Source organism: Streptomyces sp. C10-9-1, assembly GCF_024497955.1.
Lineage (GTDB): Bacteria > Actinomycetota > Actinomycetes > Streptomycetales > Streptomycetaceae > Streptomyces > Streptomyces sanyensis.
Map to the genome: position 1 here is coordinate 81372 of NZ_JANHKP010000007.1, position 15536 is coordinate 96907.

At 75.6% G+C, this 15536-nt stretch carries 14 protein-coding genes; 5 read left to right on the forward strand and 9 right to left on the reverse strand.

All coding sequences use genetic code 11. The features are described 5' to 3' along the window. Nucleotides 1-337 precede the first annotated feature (337 nt). The 3 genes from NPS70_RS11615 (at nucleotide 338) to NPS70_RS11625 (ending at nucleotide 3616) form a co-directional block, all read left to right on the forward strand. The gene (locus NPS70_RS11615) at nucleotides 338-1003 is read left to right on the forward strand and encodes a bifunctional DNA primase/polymerase (protein ID WP_256524082.1); all 666 of its coding nucleotides are present in this window, start codon (nucleotides 338-340) and stop codon (nucleotides 1001-1003) included. Nucleotides 1004-1217: 214 nt separating this feature from the next. Next, entirely contained in the window at nucleotides 1218-2033 is an 816-nt protein-coding gene (locus NPS70_RS11620) for an ABC transporter ATP-binding protein (RefSeq protein WP_256524083.1), read from the forward strand. Next, nucleotides 2030-3616, forward strand: coding sequence for a transporter (locus NPS70_RS11625; protein ID WP_256524084.1), 1587 nt, complete (start codon nucleotides 2030-2032; stop codon nucleotides 3614-3616). Before NPS70_RS11620 ends, NPS70_RS11625 begins: the two co-directional genes overlap by 4 nt. A 35-nt stretch (nucleotides 3617-3651) precedes the next feature. On the opposite strand, the gene NPS70_RS11630 is transcribed toward NPS70_RS11625, so the two are convergent. Continuing rightward, entirely contained in the window at nucleotides 3652-4521 is an 870-nt protein-coding gene (locus NPS70_RS11630; RefSeq protein WP_256524086.1) for an alpha/beta fold hydrolase, read from the reverse strand. A 621-nt stretch (nucleotides 4522-5142) separates the two neighbouring features. After that, a complete protein-coding gene (locus NPS70_RS11635) occupies nucleotides 5143-5835 on the reverse strand; it encodes a metal-dependent transcriptional regulator (RefSeq protein WP_256524087.1) in 693 nt (230 codons plus the stop codon). A 290-nt stretch (nucleotides 5836-6125) separates the two neighbouring features. On the opposite strand from NPS70_RS11635, the gene NPS70_RS11640 reads away from it, so the two are divergent. After that, entirely contained in the window at nucleotides 6126-6881 is a 756-nt protein-coding gene (locus NPS70_RS11640; RefSeq protein WP_256524088.1) for an SIS domain-containing protein, read from the forward strand. 58 nt (nucleotides 6882-6939) lie between these two features. Here the strand turns inward: NPS70_RS11640 and NPS70_RS11645 are convergent, their stop codons facing one another. After that, a complete protein-coding gene (locus NPS70_RS11645; RefSeq protein WP_256524089.1) occupies nucleotides 6940-8316 on the reverse strand; it encodes a PAS domain-containing protein in 1377 nt (458 codons plus the stop codon). Between the two features lie 540 nt (nucleotides 8317-8856). Beyond that, the gene (gene pdxH, locus NPS70_RS11650; protein WP_374211984.1) at nucleotides 8857-9603 is read right to left on the reverse strand and encodes a pyridoxamine 5'-phosphate oxidase; all 747 of its coding nucleotides are present in this window, start codon (nucleotides 9601-9603) and stop codon (nucleotides 8857-8859) included. 270 nt (nucleotides 9604-9873) lie between these two features. Between pdxH and NPS70_RS11655 the strand changes: the two genes are divergently transcribed. Then, nucleotides 9874-10974 carry a citrate synthase 2 gene (locus tag NPS70_RS11655; protein WP_256524090.1) on the forward strand — a complete coding sequence of 367 codons (1101 nt, stop codon included), beginning with the start codon at nucleotides 9874-9876 and terminating at the stop codon, nucleotides 10972-10974. Here the strand turns inward: NPS70_RS11655 and NPS70_RS11660 are convergent. The 5 genes from NPS70_RS11660 to NPS70_RS11675 all read right to left on the reverse strand — a co-directional run bounded on the left by NPS70_RS11660 (nucleotide 10953) and on the right by NPS70_RS11675 (nucleotide 15508). Continuing rightward, a complete protein-coding gene (locus NPS70_RS11660) occupies nucleotides 10953-11960 on the reverse strand; it encodes a 2-oxoglutarate and iron-dependent oxygenase domain-containing protein (RefSeq protein WP_308315003.1) in 1008 nt (335 codons plus the stop codon). The genes NPS70_RS11655 and NPS70_RS11660 overlap by 22 nt on opposite strands. A 203-nt stretch (nucleotides 11961-12163) precedes the next feature. Further along, nucleotides 12164-12238 (reverse strand): putative leader peptide, encoded by a 75-nt coding sequence (locus tag NPS70_RS28875; RefSeq protein WP_360647131.1) that lies wholly within the window; start codon nucleotides 12236-12238, stop codon nucleotides 12164-12166. A 75-nt stretch (nucleotides 12239-12313) separates the two neighbouring features. Then, nucleotides 12314-12916, reverse strand: a complete 603-nt coding sequence (locus NPS70_RS11665; protein ID WP_256524092.1) for a TetR/AcrR family transcriptional regulator — start codon at nucleotides 12914-12916, stop codon at nucleotides 12314-12316. Beyond that, nucleotides 12904-13635: an enoyl-CoA hydratase family protein gene (locus tag NPS70_RS11670; protein ID WP_256524093.1), complete on the reverse strand. Its 732-nt coding sequence runs from the start codon at nucleotides 13633-13635 to the stop codon at nucleotides 12904-12906. Before NPS70_RS11670 ends, NPS70_RS11665 begins: the two co-directional genes overlap by 13 nt. Nucleotides 13636-13927: 292 nt before the next feature. After that, nucleotides 13928-15508 (reverse strand): AMP-binding protein, encoded by a 1581-nt coding sequence (locus NPS70_RS11675; RefSeq protein WP_256524094.1) that lies wholly within the window; start codon nucleotides 15506-15508, stop codon nucleotides 13928-13930. Between the last annotated feature and the right edge of the window lie 28 nt (nucleotides 15509-15536).

Here is a 15536-nt window from a genome sequence, read left to right on the forward strand (position 1 = left end):
ACATGTCGGCCGCCGGGTCGATCACTGCCCGGATGAGCCACGGAGAATGCGGAATCCGCCGGTTGATTCCTTTTGGCGCTTTGACGCTGTTTGGCCTGAACAGTGCGGTGCGCGTACCCTCCCCGGGTCCGGTGGGCCCGTGCACGGGCGGGGCGCACCCGGGTACGGCCGGGGAACGCCCCCGCTCTGGCTACCCGGTACCGAGGGCGCGGCCCCGTGCGCGCCCCCGGCCGTGCACCCGTGCGCCCCGGACGAAGGACGGATGCGCCGACGCGCGGGCGTGCACCGGCCGTAACCCGAGGTCGCGGCGGTAGTTGAGTCTGGCGTGGATGAGACCATGGGAGTCACGGAAGCCGCACCGATCCCTCACCAGCGGGGCGAGCAACTACTGGACAGTGCCGTGCGGTACGCGGAGGAGCGGCACTGGGACGTGTTCCCCGGTACCTGGCTGGAGGCTGCGGACGGCGCGGAGCACTGCTCCTGCGGTGACGCCGCGTGCCCCGCCCCCGGCGCCCACCCGGCCCGCCCGGACTGGGCGAACCAGGCGACGGGCAGCGCCACCGCGGTCCGCCGCCTGTGGGCCAAGCAGCCCCGCTCCTCGGTCCTGCTGCCGACGGGCCGCACCTTCGACGCGCTGGAGGTCTCCGAGTCGGCCGGGTTCCTCGCCCTCGCCCGGCTGGAGCGGATGGACCTCCCGCTCGGTCCGGTCACCTGCACGCCCGACCGCCGGATGGTCTTCTTCGTCCTCCCCGGCGCCTCCCTCAAGGCCCCGGACCTGATCCGCAACCTCGGGTGGATGCCTTCCGCCATCGACCTGGTCACCCGCGGGGAGGGCCACTGGGTCGCCGCCCCGCCGACCCGGATCGGCGGCCGGGGGGCGGTGCAGTGGGCGCGGCGCCCGACCCCGGCCAACCGCTGGCTCCCCGACGCGGAGGAGCTGATCAGCCCGCTCGCCTACGCCTGCGGCCGCGAGGCGGCGGAGCGGCGCACCCGCTCCTCCTGACGCGCGTCTTCGCCCCGCCGCCGTTCCCGGCACCGGCGGCCCGCCCGCCGTCCCGCGGCGGTGCCCGGTACCCCCGGGCCGCGTCCGGCCCGGCTTCCGTTCCGGGTTCCGGCAGCGTCGGCCCGCGGCCGCTTCCAGGACCGCCCCTGGGTGGCGGCGGGCCCCCTCCGTAGGGTTGGTCCGTACCGACGGGGAGCACGGGAGGCGGGCGGACATGCCGGAGGAGACGAGCGACGCGGTGGGGCGCGCGGTGCGGGTGCCGCCCCCCGCCGTCCAGGTGGAGGGCCTGTGGAAGCGGTTCGGCGGGCAGGTCGCCGTCGCGGGGATCGACCTCGCCCTTCCCGCGGGCCGGTTCATCGGACTCGTGGGACCCAACGGCGCGGGCAAGACCACCACCCTGTCCATGATCACCGGCCTGCTGCGGCCGGACCAGGGGCGGGTGCGCGTCGCCGGTCACGACGTCTGGCGGGACCCGGCCGAGGTCAAGGCCCGCATCGGCGTCCTCCCGGAGGGGCTGCGGATGTTCGAGCGGCTCTCCGGCCGGGAGCTGCTCGCCTACAGCGGCCGGCTGCGCGGGCTGCCGGGCGGCGAGGTCGACCAGCGCGCCGCCCAGCTGCTGGACGTCCTGGACCTGGCCGGTGCGCAGCACAAGCTGGTCATCGACTACTCGACCGGTATGCGGAAGAAGATCGGGCTGGCGGCCGCGCTGCTGCACAACCCCGAGGTCCTCTTCCTGGACGAGCCCTTCGAGGGCGTGGACCCGGTCTCCGCGCAGACCATCCGCGGAGTGCTGGAGCGCTACACGGCCTCGGGCGCCACGGTGGTCTTCTCCAGCCATGTGATGGAGCTGGTCGAGTCGCTGTGCGACTGGGTGGCGGTGATGGCGGCGGGCCGTATCCGCGCCCAGGGCCCGCTGGCCGAGGTGCGCGGTGCGCGGCCGACGCTCCAGGCGGCCTTCCTCGAACTGGTCGGCGCCCGGGAGCGTGACACGGGGGCCTCGCTGGACTGGCTCGGCGGCGGTGCCCGGTGAGCACCGCCCGACTGACCGGGATCCTCGTCCGGTTGAAGCTCTCCCTGCTGCGGGGCGGCCTGCGCCGGTCCGGTGGGCGCACGGCCGTCTTCGTCGTCTCCCTGGTGTTCGCCTCGCTGGTGACCGCGGGGCTGCTCCTCGGGCTGGTGCTGCTGCGCGGCCACGCACAGGCGGCCACGGTGGCGGTGCTGCTCGCCGGTGTGCTCGCCGCGGGCTGGGCGGTGCTGCCGCTGTTCTTCCCCGGCGGCGACGAGACCCTCGACCCGACCCGGCTGGTGATGCTGCCGCTGCGTCCGGGGCCGCTGGTGGCGGCCCTGCTCGGCGCCTCGGTGGTGGGGATCGGCCCGCTCGTCACGCTGTGCCTCGCCGTGGGTGCGGTCCTCGCGGTGGCCCACGGGGCGGCCGCGGCCGTCGCCGCGGTCGCGGCGGTCCCGCTGCTGCTGCTGGTGTGCCTGGCACTGGCCCGCGCCGTCGCCGCCGCCAACATCCGCCTGCTGACCTCGCGCAAGGGGCGTGACCTCGCGCTGCTGAGCGGACTGCTGATCGCAGTGGGCCTCCAGTTCCTCAACTTCGGCCTCCAGAACCTCGGCCGGGCGGGAGGGCTGACCGCCCTGCGGCCCGCGGCCGACGTGGTGGGCTGGCTGCCGCCCGCCTCGGCCGTCGCCGCGGTCGAGGCCGCCGGCGGGGGCGCGTACGGGGAGGCGGCGGCCCGGCTGCTCCTGACGGGGCTGGCGCTGGCCGGGCTGCTGTGGTGGTGGCAGCGCAGCCTCACCCGCCTGATGACCTCTCCGGACTCCTCCACGCTCGGGGCCGCCCCCACCCGGGACCGGTCCTCCTCCGGACTGCACCGGCTGCTCCCGGAGGGCCGCACCGGCGCGGTGGTGCTGCGCACGCTGCGGTACGCGTGGCGGGACCCGAAGACGAAGGGGGCCTGGGTGACGGCGCTGGCGATCGGCCTGATCGTGCCGGTCCTGAACGCCCTCCAGGGCACCGGTTCCGTCTACTTCGCCTGCTTCGGCGCCGCGATGCTCGGCATGCTGACGTACAACCAGTTCGGCCAGGACTACTCGGGCTTCTGGATGGTGGCCCAGACCATCTCCACCACCCGGGACGCCTACCAGGAGCTGCGGGCGCGGGCGCTCGCGATCCTGCTGGTCACCGTCCCGTACACGGTGCTGGTGGCGGCGGTGACCGCGGCGGTGATGGACCGCTGGGACGCCGTGCCCGAGGTGGTGGGCGTGTCCTTCGCCCTGCTGGGGGCGATGCTGGCGACCGGGGCGGTGGCCTCCGCGCTGTTCCCGTACTCGATCCCGCAGGACAGTGCGTACAAGAACGTCGCGCCCGGGCAGGGCACGATCGCCTGGCTGTCGCTCGGGGGCGGACTGCTGGCCTCGCTGGTCACGGCCCTGCCGGTGCTGGCGCTGACGGCGTGGCTGCACGTCTCCGGCTCCGGCGCGCTGTGGACGGTGCTCCCCGCGGGGGCGGCGTACGGTGCGCTGACCGCCTGGGCGGGGGTGCGGCTCGCCGCGACCAGGACGGCGGACCGGCTGCCGGAGATCCTGGCCGCGGTGGCCAAGGGCTGACCGCCGGGCCGCCCGGCCGGGCGGCCCGGCCCCGCTCAGACCTCCCGGAGGGAGTCCAGGAAGGGCTCGACCACCGCGCGCCAGCCGTCCGGCCGGTCGTGGTGGACGAGGTGGCCCGCCTCGGGGACCTCTCCGTAGCTGCCGCGCGGCAGGACCCGCACCATCTCCTGCGCCTCCGCCCGGCCGAGCTTCCCGTCGGGACCCCGCACCACCAGGGCCGGGCAGGACACCTGGGCCAGCTCCTCCCAGTGCGCGTGGAGGGCCCATGCCTCGCGGGAGGCGAGGATGTGGGCCACGTCGAACACCGGGCGCCAGCCGTCCGCCTGCTCGGCCATCACCTCGGCGAAGTACTCCCCGCGGGCCGCGCTCGGGCGCTCAACCCAGGGGTCGTCCTCGCCGAACCACCTGCGGACGTCGGCGAGGGTGGCGAACGGCAGCGGCCAGGACCGGAACCACGCCTCCCACTCGCGCTGCGAGGCCGCGCCCAGCGCCGAGGCGCGCATGTCGCAGACCACCAGGGCGCGTACGAGGTCGGGGCGCAGGGCGGCGAGCTGCCAGGAGGTCAGCGCTCCCATCCCGTGGCCGATCAGGGTCACCGGGGCGAGGCCCAGCTGCTCGACGGCGGCCTCCGCGTCGGCGAGGTACGCCTCCCGCGTGTAGGGGCCGTCGGCGGGCTTGCCGCTGCGCCCGTGCCCGCGCTGGTCGAGCGCCACGGCGCGGTGGCGCTCCGCGAGCCAGCGGGCGGTCGACGCCCAGTGGGAGGCCCGGCCCATCAGCCCGTGGAGCAGGAGGACACCGGGGGCGTCCGCCTGCCCGTGGTCCCCCGGGCCCTTGAGCGGATCGGCGAACTCCCAGGCGGCGAGGCGAACGCCACCCGCGCCGATCACGTCCGTGCGCCGCACCATGATCCTGGCACCCCCTCTTCCCTCCCCCGCGTCGGTGGCCCCTCCGGAGCCCGGCCAGACTATCGAACTCTTATTCGAAAACGCGGTTCTGCCACGCAACAACCCTCGTTCGGGTGACGGCCGTGGTGGATTGGACGCGGCGGGCGGGGGGAGATTTCCTCCGGGAGGCGGACCGCTCGGGGAAAAACGGTCCGCAAGGGACCGGCCTCGGGAGCTCGGGGCTCCAGGCCGGCACAGGGGAGGACAGGGCCCCGGCACCCCAGGGTGCCGGGGCCCCTCCGCGCTGCACCGGCAGCACACGACCCAGGGCGCACCACCGCGGCTCCCCTCCCCGGCTCACGTCATATGCCTCGGCTTCAGAGTGGCACGCGATCCGCCCGGCCGCTGGCGTTCCGCGGGGAAAGCGCCACCGCGGGAGCGCATCCCGGCCCGGCGGTCGCGGCGCGCACCCCGGCGCCCGTGCCCCGGCGCGGCGCCGCGGCACCACGCGCGGGGCGTCGGTGCGACCGCCGCGGGTACGGTCCCGCGCCGGGCGCCCGCCGGCGCGGCGGGCCCCACAACGCCCGGCGGGCCCGTGCGCCCTCCGGCGCGCGGGCCCGCCGGGACGGCCCGAGGCGGCGCCTACCGCTTGGCCACGAAGACATGGGCGGCGACGTCCGCGGTCAGCTCCGCGGCCTCGCCGCTGCTGCCGACCAGCACACCGCCGGGCGACTCCGTCACACTGACCACCGAACCGGGCTGCACCCCGGCCCGGCGCAGGGTGTGCATCAGGGCGGCGTCGGTCTGGATGGGCTCGCCGATCCGGCGCACGACGACCGTCTTGCCGTCCGGCCCCGGTGCCAGTTCGGCGAGCGAGACCATGCTCTCGTCGAGGAAGGGGTCGGCCTCCGACTGCTCGCCGAGCTCCTCCAGACCGGGGATGGGGTTGCCGTAGGGCGACTCCGTCGGGTGGCGCAGCAGCTCCAGCACCCGGCGCTCGACGGCCTCGCTCATGACGTGCTCCCAGCGGCAGGCCTCCGCGTGGACCTGCTCCCACTCCAGGCCGATGACGTCGACCAGCAGGCACTCGGCGAGCCGGTGCTTGCGCATCACCCGGGTCGCCAGCCGCCGCCCGTCCCCGGTGAGCTCCAGGTGGCGGTCCCCGGCGACGGTGACGAGCCCGTCGCGCTCCATGCGGGCGACGGTCTGGCTGACCGTGGGCCCGCTCTGGTCCAGCCGTTCCGCGATCCGGGCCCGCATGGGCACCACACCCTCCTCCTCAAGCTCGAGGATGGTGCGGAGATACATCTCCGTCGTGTCGATCAGTCCGGACATACGTGCCCCTCGATGCTGTGGCGTGGAAACGTCGTGCATGGCCCCGGCCTCAATTCTTGCGCATCCCGCCGACAACCGTGCCGTGCACGGGAGAGGCCGCACCGCACACCGCCGGTGCCCCGCCCCGGGCCGGCTCCGCCCCACCGGGGCGCCCGCGCTCTATTGACAGAGCAATGGTCCAGACCTCACCGTGATCCGCGACACAGACGCCCTCCTGGAGCCGGAGAACGCTTCCGGTCACGGCCCCGGCGCGCACTACCCTCGACACCACCTTCGGAAAGGGCTCGGCGATGAGCGAGAGCAAGCTGGCCGGTCGGTTCTTCGATGCCGCCATCGGCCTGCTGCAGCGCACCAGGGACGAGGAGGCCGCCGGCATCGCGGCAGCCGGGACGGCCGTCGCGGACACCGTGGCCGCGGGCGGGCGGCTGTTCGCCTTCGGCGCGGGCCACTCCTCCCTCGCCGCGCAGGACGTGGTCTACCGCGCGGGCGGCCTCGCCCTGATGAACCTCCTCACGGTGCCCGGCGCCGTCGGGGTCGACGTCGTGCCGGCCACCCTGGGCTCGGCGCTGGAGCGGGTGGACGGGCTGGCCGGCGCCGTGCTGGACTCCAGCCCCGCCACCGAGGGCGACCTCCTCGTGATCATCTCCCTGTCGGGGCGCAACGCGCTGCCCGTCGAGATGGCGATCAACGCCCGTGCGCTCGGGCTGACCGTGATCGGCGTGACCTCGGTCGCCTACGCGGAGGAGACCCGCTCGCGGCACGCCTCCGGGACCTTCCTCAAGGACCACTGCGACATCGTCCTGGACTCCAAGATCGCCGTCGGGGACGCCGAGCTCACCCACGAGGGGATCGAGGCGCCGTTCGCGCCCGCGTCCACGGTCGTGACCAGCGCCCTGATGCAGGCGACCATGGCGGCCGCCGCCGAGCAGCTGGCCGAGCGCGGCATCGAGCCCCCGCTGCTGCGCTCGGGCAACGTGGACGGCGGCCACGAGTGGAACGGCAGGGTCATGACGGAGTACCGGGACCGGATCTTCTACCGGAACTGAGCACGGCGGGACGGCCGGGCGCGCTGAGCACCCCGGGACGGCCGGGCGCGCGCTCCCCTCAGGCCGGGGGCCGCCCGGCGTCGGGCCCGAGTGCCGAGGCGATCAGCGCCGCCACGCTCTCCGCGTACACGGCGTCCGGGCGGTCGAAGGCGGGGCGGCTCGCGGACCTCAGGAAGGTGACCGCCCCGACCGTGCGGCCCCGGTGGCGCAGCACGGTGGCGAGGGCGTGCACGGTGCCCGCGGGCCACCGCAGCCGCCGCGACCAGTCCTCCGCCGCGCCGCCTTCCCCGGCGCCGGCCCGCACCGGCCCCAGCCGCTCCATCGCCCGCAGCACCGGGTGCCCCGGCGCATAGGGCACCGGCAGGCCGCCGCCCGCGGGGCCCGCGGCGGGGCCCCCCGACCCCGCGGGCGAGGCGAGGGCGCGCACCAGGCGCCCGCCCGCGCCCACCGTGTCGACCAGCACGTGGTCGGCGAAGCCCGCCAGGGCGAAGTCAGCGCAGACCGCCGCGGCCTCCCTCCCGTCCTCGCACTCGGCCGCCGCCCGGCCTGCGCGGTGGAGCTGCCCGGTGCGGAAGCGCAGCCGGTCGGCCTCCCGTTCGGCGAGACGGGCGGCGGTGACGTCCTGGAACAGCCAGCCCACGCCCAGGGGCACCGGCCGCTGGGCGAGGGGGGAGGCGAGGCGCACGAAGCCGCCGTGCCAGCAGCGGCGCCCGGCGCCCTCGGCCGCCGTCCGCACCCAGAGGTCGGCCGGTCCGCGCGGGGGCCCTTCGGCCAGGACGTGCGCCAGGGCCCCTTCCAGCTCCTCGGCGCCCTCGCGGAGCAGCGCGCCGAGCGGGCGGCCGAGGACGGCGGAGCGGTGGCCGGCGCCCAGCAGGCGTACCGCCTGCGCGTTGGCCACGGCGGGCCGGAGGTCCACGTCGAGCAGGACCACGCCCCAGGCGGCCTCCTCGAACAGGGCCTCGCTCAGGGCGATGGACCGCTCCAGGTCGATCTGCGCGTGCACCTCGCCGAAGGCGCAGTACACCCCCGCGGGGCGCCCGTCGGCGCCGAGCACCCGGGAGGACTGGGTGCGCACCAGGACGCGGCCGCCGTCCTTGCGCACCAGAGCGAACTCCCGCACCTGCCGCCCGGGGGCGTCCATGGCAGCCAGCAGCCCGGCGCGCACCTCGTCGGCGTCGGCGTCGCGCACGGCCCACCCGGTGAAGCCGAGGCGCCCGACGGCCTCCTCGGCCGACCAGCCGAGGACCCGCTCGGCCTCCCGGTTCCAGTGGGTGACCGTGCCCCGGGCGTCCAGGGCGCACAGGGCGGCGTCCATGCCGTCGAGGAGTGCGGCGAGGAGGTCGGCGCCCGGCGGCCCGGAGGCCGCCGGGCGCGGTGCCGGCTCCGCCCCCTCCGCCCCGACCCCGCCGGTGATCCCGCTCCTGGAAGCACTCATCCCGGTCCCCCTGAAGGACGCGTCCGCGTATGCCGATACGGCGGGACTCATTCAACGCCAACGTGACCTGAACCACACGCCCTTCGCCGAAACGCCCGGGAGGCTGCTGCGGACCGCGTCGGCGCGTGGGGCGCGGGGAGCGGCGCGCGGGGGCGCACGGTGGCGGGTGCGCGCGGGGCGGCCGCCCGGGCGTGCGGCCCGCGCGCGCCGGAGGGTTCCGGGAAGCCGCTCAGGGCCCGGGGGCGGGCACGGGCGGGACCCGAACAAATCCCTTGAACCCCGTCGCCCGCGTTCCTACTCTGTGGGTACACGCGAAAGGAGGTGATCCGAAAACATGGTTTCTTTTCGGACTCGTGAGGTGACTGCGGGCTGACGCCTGCCGTCGCACTCTGTGTGCCTCGGCAGGCCGCCTGCCGAAATTCCCAGCAGTCACCCGACCCGCGGGCCGCCGGCACGTCCGGCCGGCTCCCTCCGTCCGGACGGAGGGACCAAGGCCCGCGGGTCGTCTGCGTCCTGCGGGCCGGCCGCCGCGCGGACGGCTCAGGGCGCCAGGCGCTCCACCCGCCAGCCGCCGTCCTGATCCTCGACGTAGCGGAGCCGGTCGTGGAGCCGGTTCTCGTGGCCCTGCCAGAACTCGACGGCCTCCGGCACGACCCGGACGCCGCCCCAGTGCCCGGGCACGGGCACCTCGGTGCCCTCGGGGTGGCGGGCGGCGAGTTCCTCGTAGCGGCGGACCAGCTCCCCGCGCGAGGGGATCACCGCCGACTGGTCGCTGGCCCAGGCGCCCAGCTGGGAGCCGTGCGGACGGCTGCGGAAGTACGCGGCCGTCTCCTCGCGCCCGATGCGCGCGGCCCTCCCGGAGACGATGACCTGGCGGGCCAGCGCGTGCCAGGGGAAGAGCAGTGAGACCTGCGGGTTGGCGTCGATCTCGCGGCCCTTGCGGGAGGCGTAGTTGGTGAAGAAGACGAAGCCCCGCTCGTCGTACTTCTTCAGCAGCACCGTGCGCGAGGAGGGGCGTCCGCCGGGGGTGGCGGTGGAGACGACCATGGCGTTCGGTTCGAGCAGCGCGGCGGCGGCCGCCTCGGCGAACCAGCGGGCGAACTGCTCCATCGGCCCCCCGGCCAGCGCCTGCTCGTCCAGGGGCGTCGAGCGGTACTGCTCGCGCATCACGGCGGGGTCCGGGACGACGAGCCCGGTCTCCGCCGGGCCGGGGACCGGCAGGCCGGAGACGGTCACGTCCGGGGTGCCGGGGCTGGGGGCGGCGTGGTCGTCGGTCACGGGGGCCATCCTGCCGCAGCGGGCCGTCCGGCGGGAGTGGAGCCGGGTTCTGCGGGCCTATTCTGCCCGGCACGGAGTGCCGCCAATCCTCATGCGGGAGCCGGGGCAGTGTGCCGGATCTCACGCTTCCCCGCATCGGCGGGACCGGCCAAAATCTGGGGTCGGGTCACTGTGGCCTCCATACAGCCCGTGAACGGCGGCAGGGTGACGACCGCCAGGACGGGGAATCACCGGGGTGTCCGACCCGCGCCTGCCGCAACCACCGTGAGGAGCCGCCTGATGTCCGACTTCGTACCTGGACTCGAAGGAGTCGTCGCGTTCGAGACGGAGATCGCCGAACCGGACAAGGAGGGCGGCTCCCTCCGCTACCGGGGCGTCGACATCGAGGACCTCGTGGGCAGCGTCTCCTTCGGCAACGTGTGGGGCCTGCTGGTGGACGGGGCCTTCGACCCCGGCCTGCCGCCCGCGGAGCCCTTCCCGATCCCCGTCCACTCCGGTGACATCCGCGTCGACGTGCAGTCCGCGCTGGCCATGCTGGCCCCGGTGTGGGGCCTGAAACCGCTGCTGGACATCGACGCCGCCCAGGCCCGCGAGGACCTGGCGCGCGCCGCCGTGATGGCGCTGTCCTATGTGGCACAGAGTGCCCGCGGGCAGGGTCTGCCGATGGTCCCGCAGAGCGAGATCGACAAGGCGCAGTCGGTGGTGGAGCGCTTCATGATCCGCTGGCGCGGCGAGCCGGACCCCCGCCATGTGAAGGCCGTCGACGCCTACTGGACCTCGGCCGCCGAGCACGGGATGAACGCCTCCACCTTCACCGCCCGCGTCATCGCCTCCACGGGTGCCGACGTGGCGGCCGCGCTCTCCGGCGCGGTGGGCGCGATGTCCGGGCCCCTGCACGGCGGGGCGCCCTCCCGGGTGCTGGGCATGATCGAGGAGATCGAGCGCACCGGCGACGCCGCGGGCTACGTCCGCCAGGCGCTGGACAAGGGCGAGCGCCTGATGGGCTTCGGCCACCGCGTCTACCGCGCGGAGGACCCGCGGGCCCGGGTGCTGCGCCGTACCGCCCGGGAGCTGGCCGCGCCGCGCTTCGAGGTGGCGGAGGCCCTGGAGAAGGCCGCCCTGGAGGAGCTGCACAACCGCCGCCCCGACCGGGTCCTGGCGACGAACGTGGAGTTCTGGGCGGCGATCGTGCTGGACTTCGCCGAGGTCCCGGCGCACATGTTCACCTCGATGTTCACCTGCGCCCGGACCGCGGGGTGGTCGGCGCACATCCTGGAGCAGAAGCGCACCGGCCGCCTGGTCCGGCCCTCGGCCCGCTACGTCGGCCCCGGCACCCGCGACCCGCGGGAGATCTCCGGCTACGGGGACATCGTCGGCTGACGCCCCGGGTCCACCAGCCCGGGGTGGTGGCGGGCCGCGACCAGCGGGTGGGCGCGGACCTTCCCCTTCAGCTCGTTCCTGCCGTACTCGGCGAACAGCGGGTTCGCCGGGTCGGCCGTCACCCCGGGCGCCGTACCGGCGTGCGGGAAGACCAGCGGGTCGATCCGGGCGTCGAGGCGCGGGTTGTAGAAGAAGGGGACCGAGAACCGCTCCCGGGCGCCGGGCGGGCTCACCACCCGGTGGTGGGTGGCCTTCAGGTAGCCGTCGGTGGCCACCTCCAGCAGCTCGCCGAGGTTGACCACGAAGGCGCCCGGCAGCGGCGGGACCCCGTGGAAGCGGCCGTCCTCGCGCTCCACCTCCAGGCCGCCGACCTCGTCCTGGAGGAGCAGGGTCAGGAAGCCGTAGTCGCGGTGGGCGCCGACGCCCTGGCCGCTGCCGTCCGAGGGGCTGCCCGGGTAGCGGACCAGCTTCAGATGGGGATGGGCGCCCTCGCCGAAGGCGTCGTCGTAGAAGCGGGGGTCGGCTCCGATCGAGGCGAGCAGTGCGTGGAGCAGCCGCTCGGCCACCGCGGAGAGCCGCTCGATCCAGGCGAGGGCGGCGGTGCGCAGCTCGGGCAGCGCCTCGGGCCACTGGTTGGGGCCCTGGAGCCACCAGTAGGCGGGCTCGCCGGGGCCGGGGGCACGGGCCGGCCGCTCGGCGCCGATGTCGAGCTGGTCGCGCCAGTCCCGGCTGCCGCCGGTGCGCTCGTCCCCGGTCCGGGTGTAGCCGCGGAAGTGCGGTGAGTTCACGTTGTCGAGCGCGAGCCGGTCGGCTTCCGGCAGGGCGAAGAAGGAGCGCATCGCACCGGTCAGCGCGGCGGTCTCGGCCTCGGTGACGCCGTGGCCGACGAGCTGGAAGAAGCCGACGCGGTGCGCGGCGGCGTGCAGCTCGGCCAGGAACCGGCGCCGGTCGGCACGGGTGCCGTCGGCGGCGGAGAGGTCGATCACCGGGAGCTGGTCCGGGGCCGGTGGGATCCCCCCGGGTCCGGCGGGGGAGTCCGCGCGTGCCGTCGGGGCCGGCGGGGAGGGGTGGAACGGTGGGGTGCTGTGCGACATGGGTGCGTCCGCGGGGTGAGCAGGTCCCCCGCGGCCGCCGGGTGGGCGGGGGCGGGGGTCGCCGTGGGGCGAGGGGCCGGGGGCTGCGGGGCCGGTCAGGCGCCGGGCCGACAGCCCGTGCTCGTGACGCGGAGCAGGTCCACGTGGCGGCGGCGTACGAGCAGGAGCATGCGAGAAGCCTACTGCGCCCCGGGAAGCCGTCGTGTGATCTGCATCACACTCTGCGGAGGTCCCGCCGCACCGGATCAGCCGTGCCCGAGAGCCCCGTCGACCAGCTCCGCCCACTGGGCGACGACCCGGCGCCGCCGCGCCTCGTCGTCGGTGAGCAGGTTCGCCAGACCCAGGCCGCGGGCCATGTCCAGCAGGCCCTGCACGGTCTCCCGCACACCCGGCACCGACTCGTCCGCACCCAGCAGCCGGACCGCCATGCGATGGGTCTCCCTGCCGACACGGGCCTCCAGCTCGGTCACCCGGGGCCGCAGCTGCTCCTCGTCGGAGGCCGCCACCCACAGCTGCAGCGCCGCCCGGAACAGCGGTCCGGTGTAGAGGTCGACGAGAGCGGCGACGACCTCGGACCGGTCCCGGGGCGCCAGCTCCCGCAGTGCCCCCGAGCGCTCCTCGGCCACGTACTCCACGGCAGCCGTGAACAGGTCCTCCCGGGTCGGGAAGTGGTGCTGGGCCGCCCCCCGCGACACCCCGGCCCGCTCGGCCACCACCGAGACGGTCGACCCCGCCCAGCCGACCTCGGCCAGGCAGTCGACGGCGGCCTGGAGGAGCCGCTGCCTGGTCACCCGGCTGCGGTCCTGCTTGGGGCCGGACGGCGGCGGGGAGGAGGTCACAACACCCATGCGGGATCCCGTCGTTCGAGGAAGGCCGTCATCCCTTCGCGCGCCTCGGCCGAGGCGAACAGCGTCGCCGACCGCTGCACCAGGTCTTCCGCGTCCCGGTCGAAGGTCTCCAGCACCCTAGCCGCGACCAGTCGCTTCGAGGCCGCCAGCCCCTGCGGCGAGCCCTTGCGGAGCGCGTCGAGCAGCGGGGCCAGCGCCTGGTCCACGTCGTCGGCGGCCAGGGTGAGCAGCCCGCCGCGGACGGCCTCGGCCGCGTCGAAGCGCTCCCCGGTGAGGTAGAGGCGCTCGGCGGCCCTCGGCTCCATCCGGGGCAGCAGCGGAAGGGAGATCACCGCGGGCGCCACCCCGAGGCGCACCTCGGTGAAGGCGAAGTCGGAGGCGGACGAGGCGGCGGCGATGTCGCAGGCCCCGACCAGGCCGAGGCCGCCCGCCCGCACATGCCCGGCCACCCGGGCGACGACCGGCTTGGGCAGCGCCACGATCCGCCGCAGCAGGGCGACGAACGCGTACGGGCTGGGCGGTGCCTTCAGGTCCGCCCCCGAGCTGAAGGTGGACCCGGTGTGGGTGAGGACCACCGCCCGCACGGACGGGTCCTCCGCGCAGGCGTCGAGCGCCTCGGCGAGCTCGGTGACCAGGGCGGCGGACAGTGCGTTGCGGTTGCCCGGGTTGTCGAGGGCCAGGGTGGTGACGCCCCGGTCGCTGCTGGTGGCCACGGTCATACGACGCTCCTTCGGGGGAGGGACCGCGGGCGACCGCGGTCCCGGCTGCCCGGCCGGGGACGTCCCCCGCCCGGTCGCCGGCCCGGGGCGCGCCGGGTCGGGCGCGCCCGGGGACGGCCTGTGCGTGTTCCGGGAGCGGCGCCGTCCGCCCCGAGCGGCGGGGCGCGCGGCGTCCCGTGCGGGCGCACCCACGCGGAGGCTCGTCCTCGCGCCGGGCGGCGGCACCCGGCGCCGGGAGCGCGGCGGGCGCGCCACCGGCGCCGCGGGCCGGGCGTGGCTCCCGGGGCACGCCCTACCTGCCGCCGCGTTCGCGGTCGCGCAGCTCCCGGCGGAGGATCTTCCCCGAGGCCGCCCGGGGGATGGCCGGCGTGAACTCCACCTGCCGGACCTTCTTGTAGGGGGCGACGCGCTCGGCGACGAAGGCCATCACCGCCGCCTCGTCCAGCTCCTCGGCCCCCGGCTGCCGGACCACGTACGCCTTGGGCACCTCGCCCCCGTCCGCGCCGGCCACCCCGATGACGGCCGCGTCCGCGATCGCCTCGCAGGTCAGCAGCAGCGCCTCCAGTTCGGCGGGGGCCACCTGGTAGCCCTTGTACTTGATCAGCTCCTTGACCCGGTCGACCACGTAGAGCCAGCCCCCGCCGTCGACGCGTCCGACGTCGCCGGTGTGCACCCAGCCCTCGGCGTCGATCATGTCCGCGGTGGCCTCGGGCCGCCCCAGGTAGCCCTTCATCACCTGCGGGCCGCGGATGGCGATCTCCCCCTCCTCCCCCTCGCCGACGTCCCGGCCGGAGCCGTCCAGCGCGAGCAGGCGCATCTCGGTGCTGGGCAGGAGCAGGCCCACCGAGCCCCGGGGAGGGTCGGGCTCGGTCAGCGGCACCACATGGGTGCCGGGCGACAGCTCCGTCATCCCGTAGGCCTGCCGGACCGGCGGCAGGCCGAGGCGCTTGGCGCACGCCTCGGCCAGCTCGGCGTCGAGCGGGGCGGCGGCCGAGACCACGTACCGCAGCGAGGACAGGTCGTAGCCGTCGACGGCCGGGTGCTTGGCGAGCGCGAGCACGATCGGCGGCGCGACGTACAGGCCGTCGATGCGGTGCTCCTGGATCGCGCCGAGGAAGGTCTCCAGGTCGAAGCGGGGCAGCACCACCACGGTGGCCCCGTTCCGCAGGGGCGCGTTCATCAGCGCGGTGAGGCCGTAGATGTGGAAAAAGGGCAGCACGGCGAGGATCCGGTCGCCGGGGCCCATCGGGATGAAGGGGTCGAGCTGCCCGAGGTTGGTGGCGAGGGAGCGGTGGGTGAGCATGACGCCCTTGGGCACCCCGGTGGTGCCCGAGGAGTAGGGCAGGGCGGCCAGGTCCTCGGCGGGGTCGATCGCCACCTCGGGCTGCGGGGCGGTCGAGGTGAACATGTCGATGACGGAGGTGTGCCCCTCGGCGCGGTCGCAGGTGAAGATCTCCTCGATTCCCCCCACGAGTTCGGCGGCCCGGCGGGCGACCTCCAGCAGCGGGGAGACGGTGACGATCCAGCGGGCCGAGGAGTCCCGGAGCTGCTTGGCGAACTCCTCGGCGGTGGCCAGCGGATGGACGGTGGTGACGACGGCCCCCGCGCGGCTCGCCCCGTGGAACACGGCCGGGTAGGCGATCGTGTTGGGGCTGTGCAGGGCGAGGACGTCGCCCTTGCGCAGCCCGGCGGCGGCGAGCGCGGCGGCGATGCCGCGGTGGAACAGGTCGAGCTGCCGGTAGGTGACGGTGGTGCCGTTCACGCCGTCGACGAGGGCGACGGCGTCGCCGTACCCGGCCGCGCGGCCGAGCACGGCCTCGTGGACGGGTTCGACGACGGCCGGGACGTCGGCGTGGCTGCTGCGGAACACCATGGGCCCTCCCTGCGGTTGTGGACGGCCA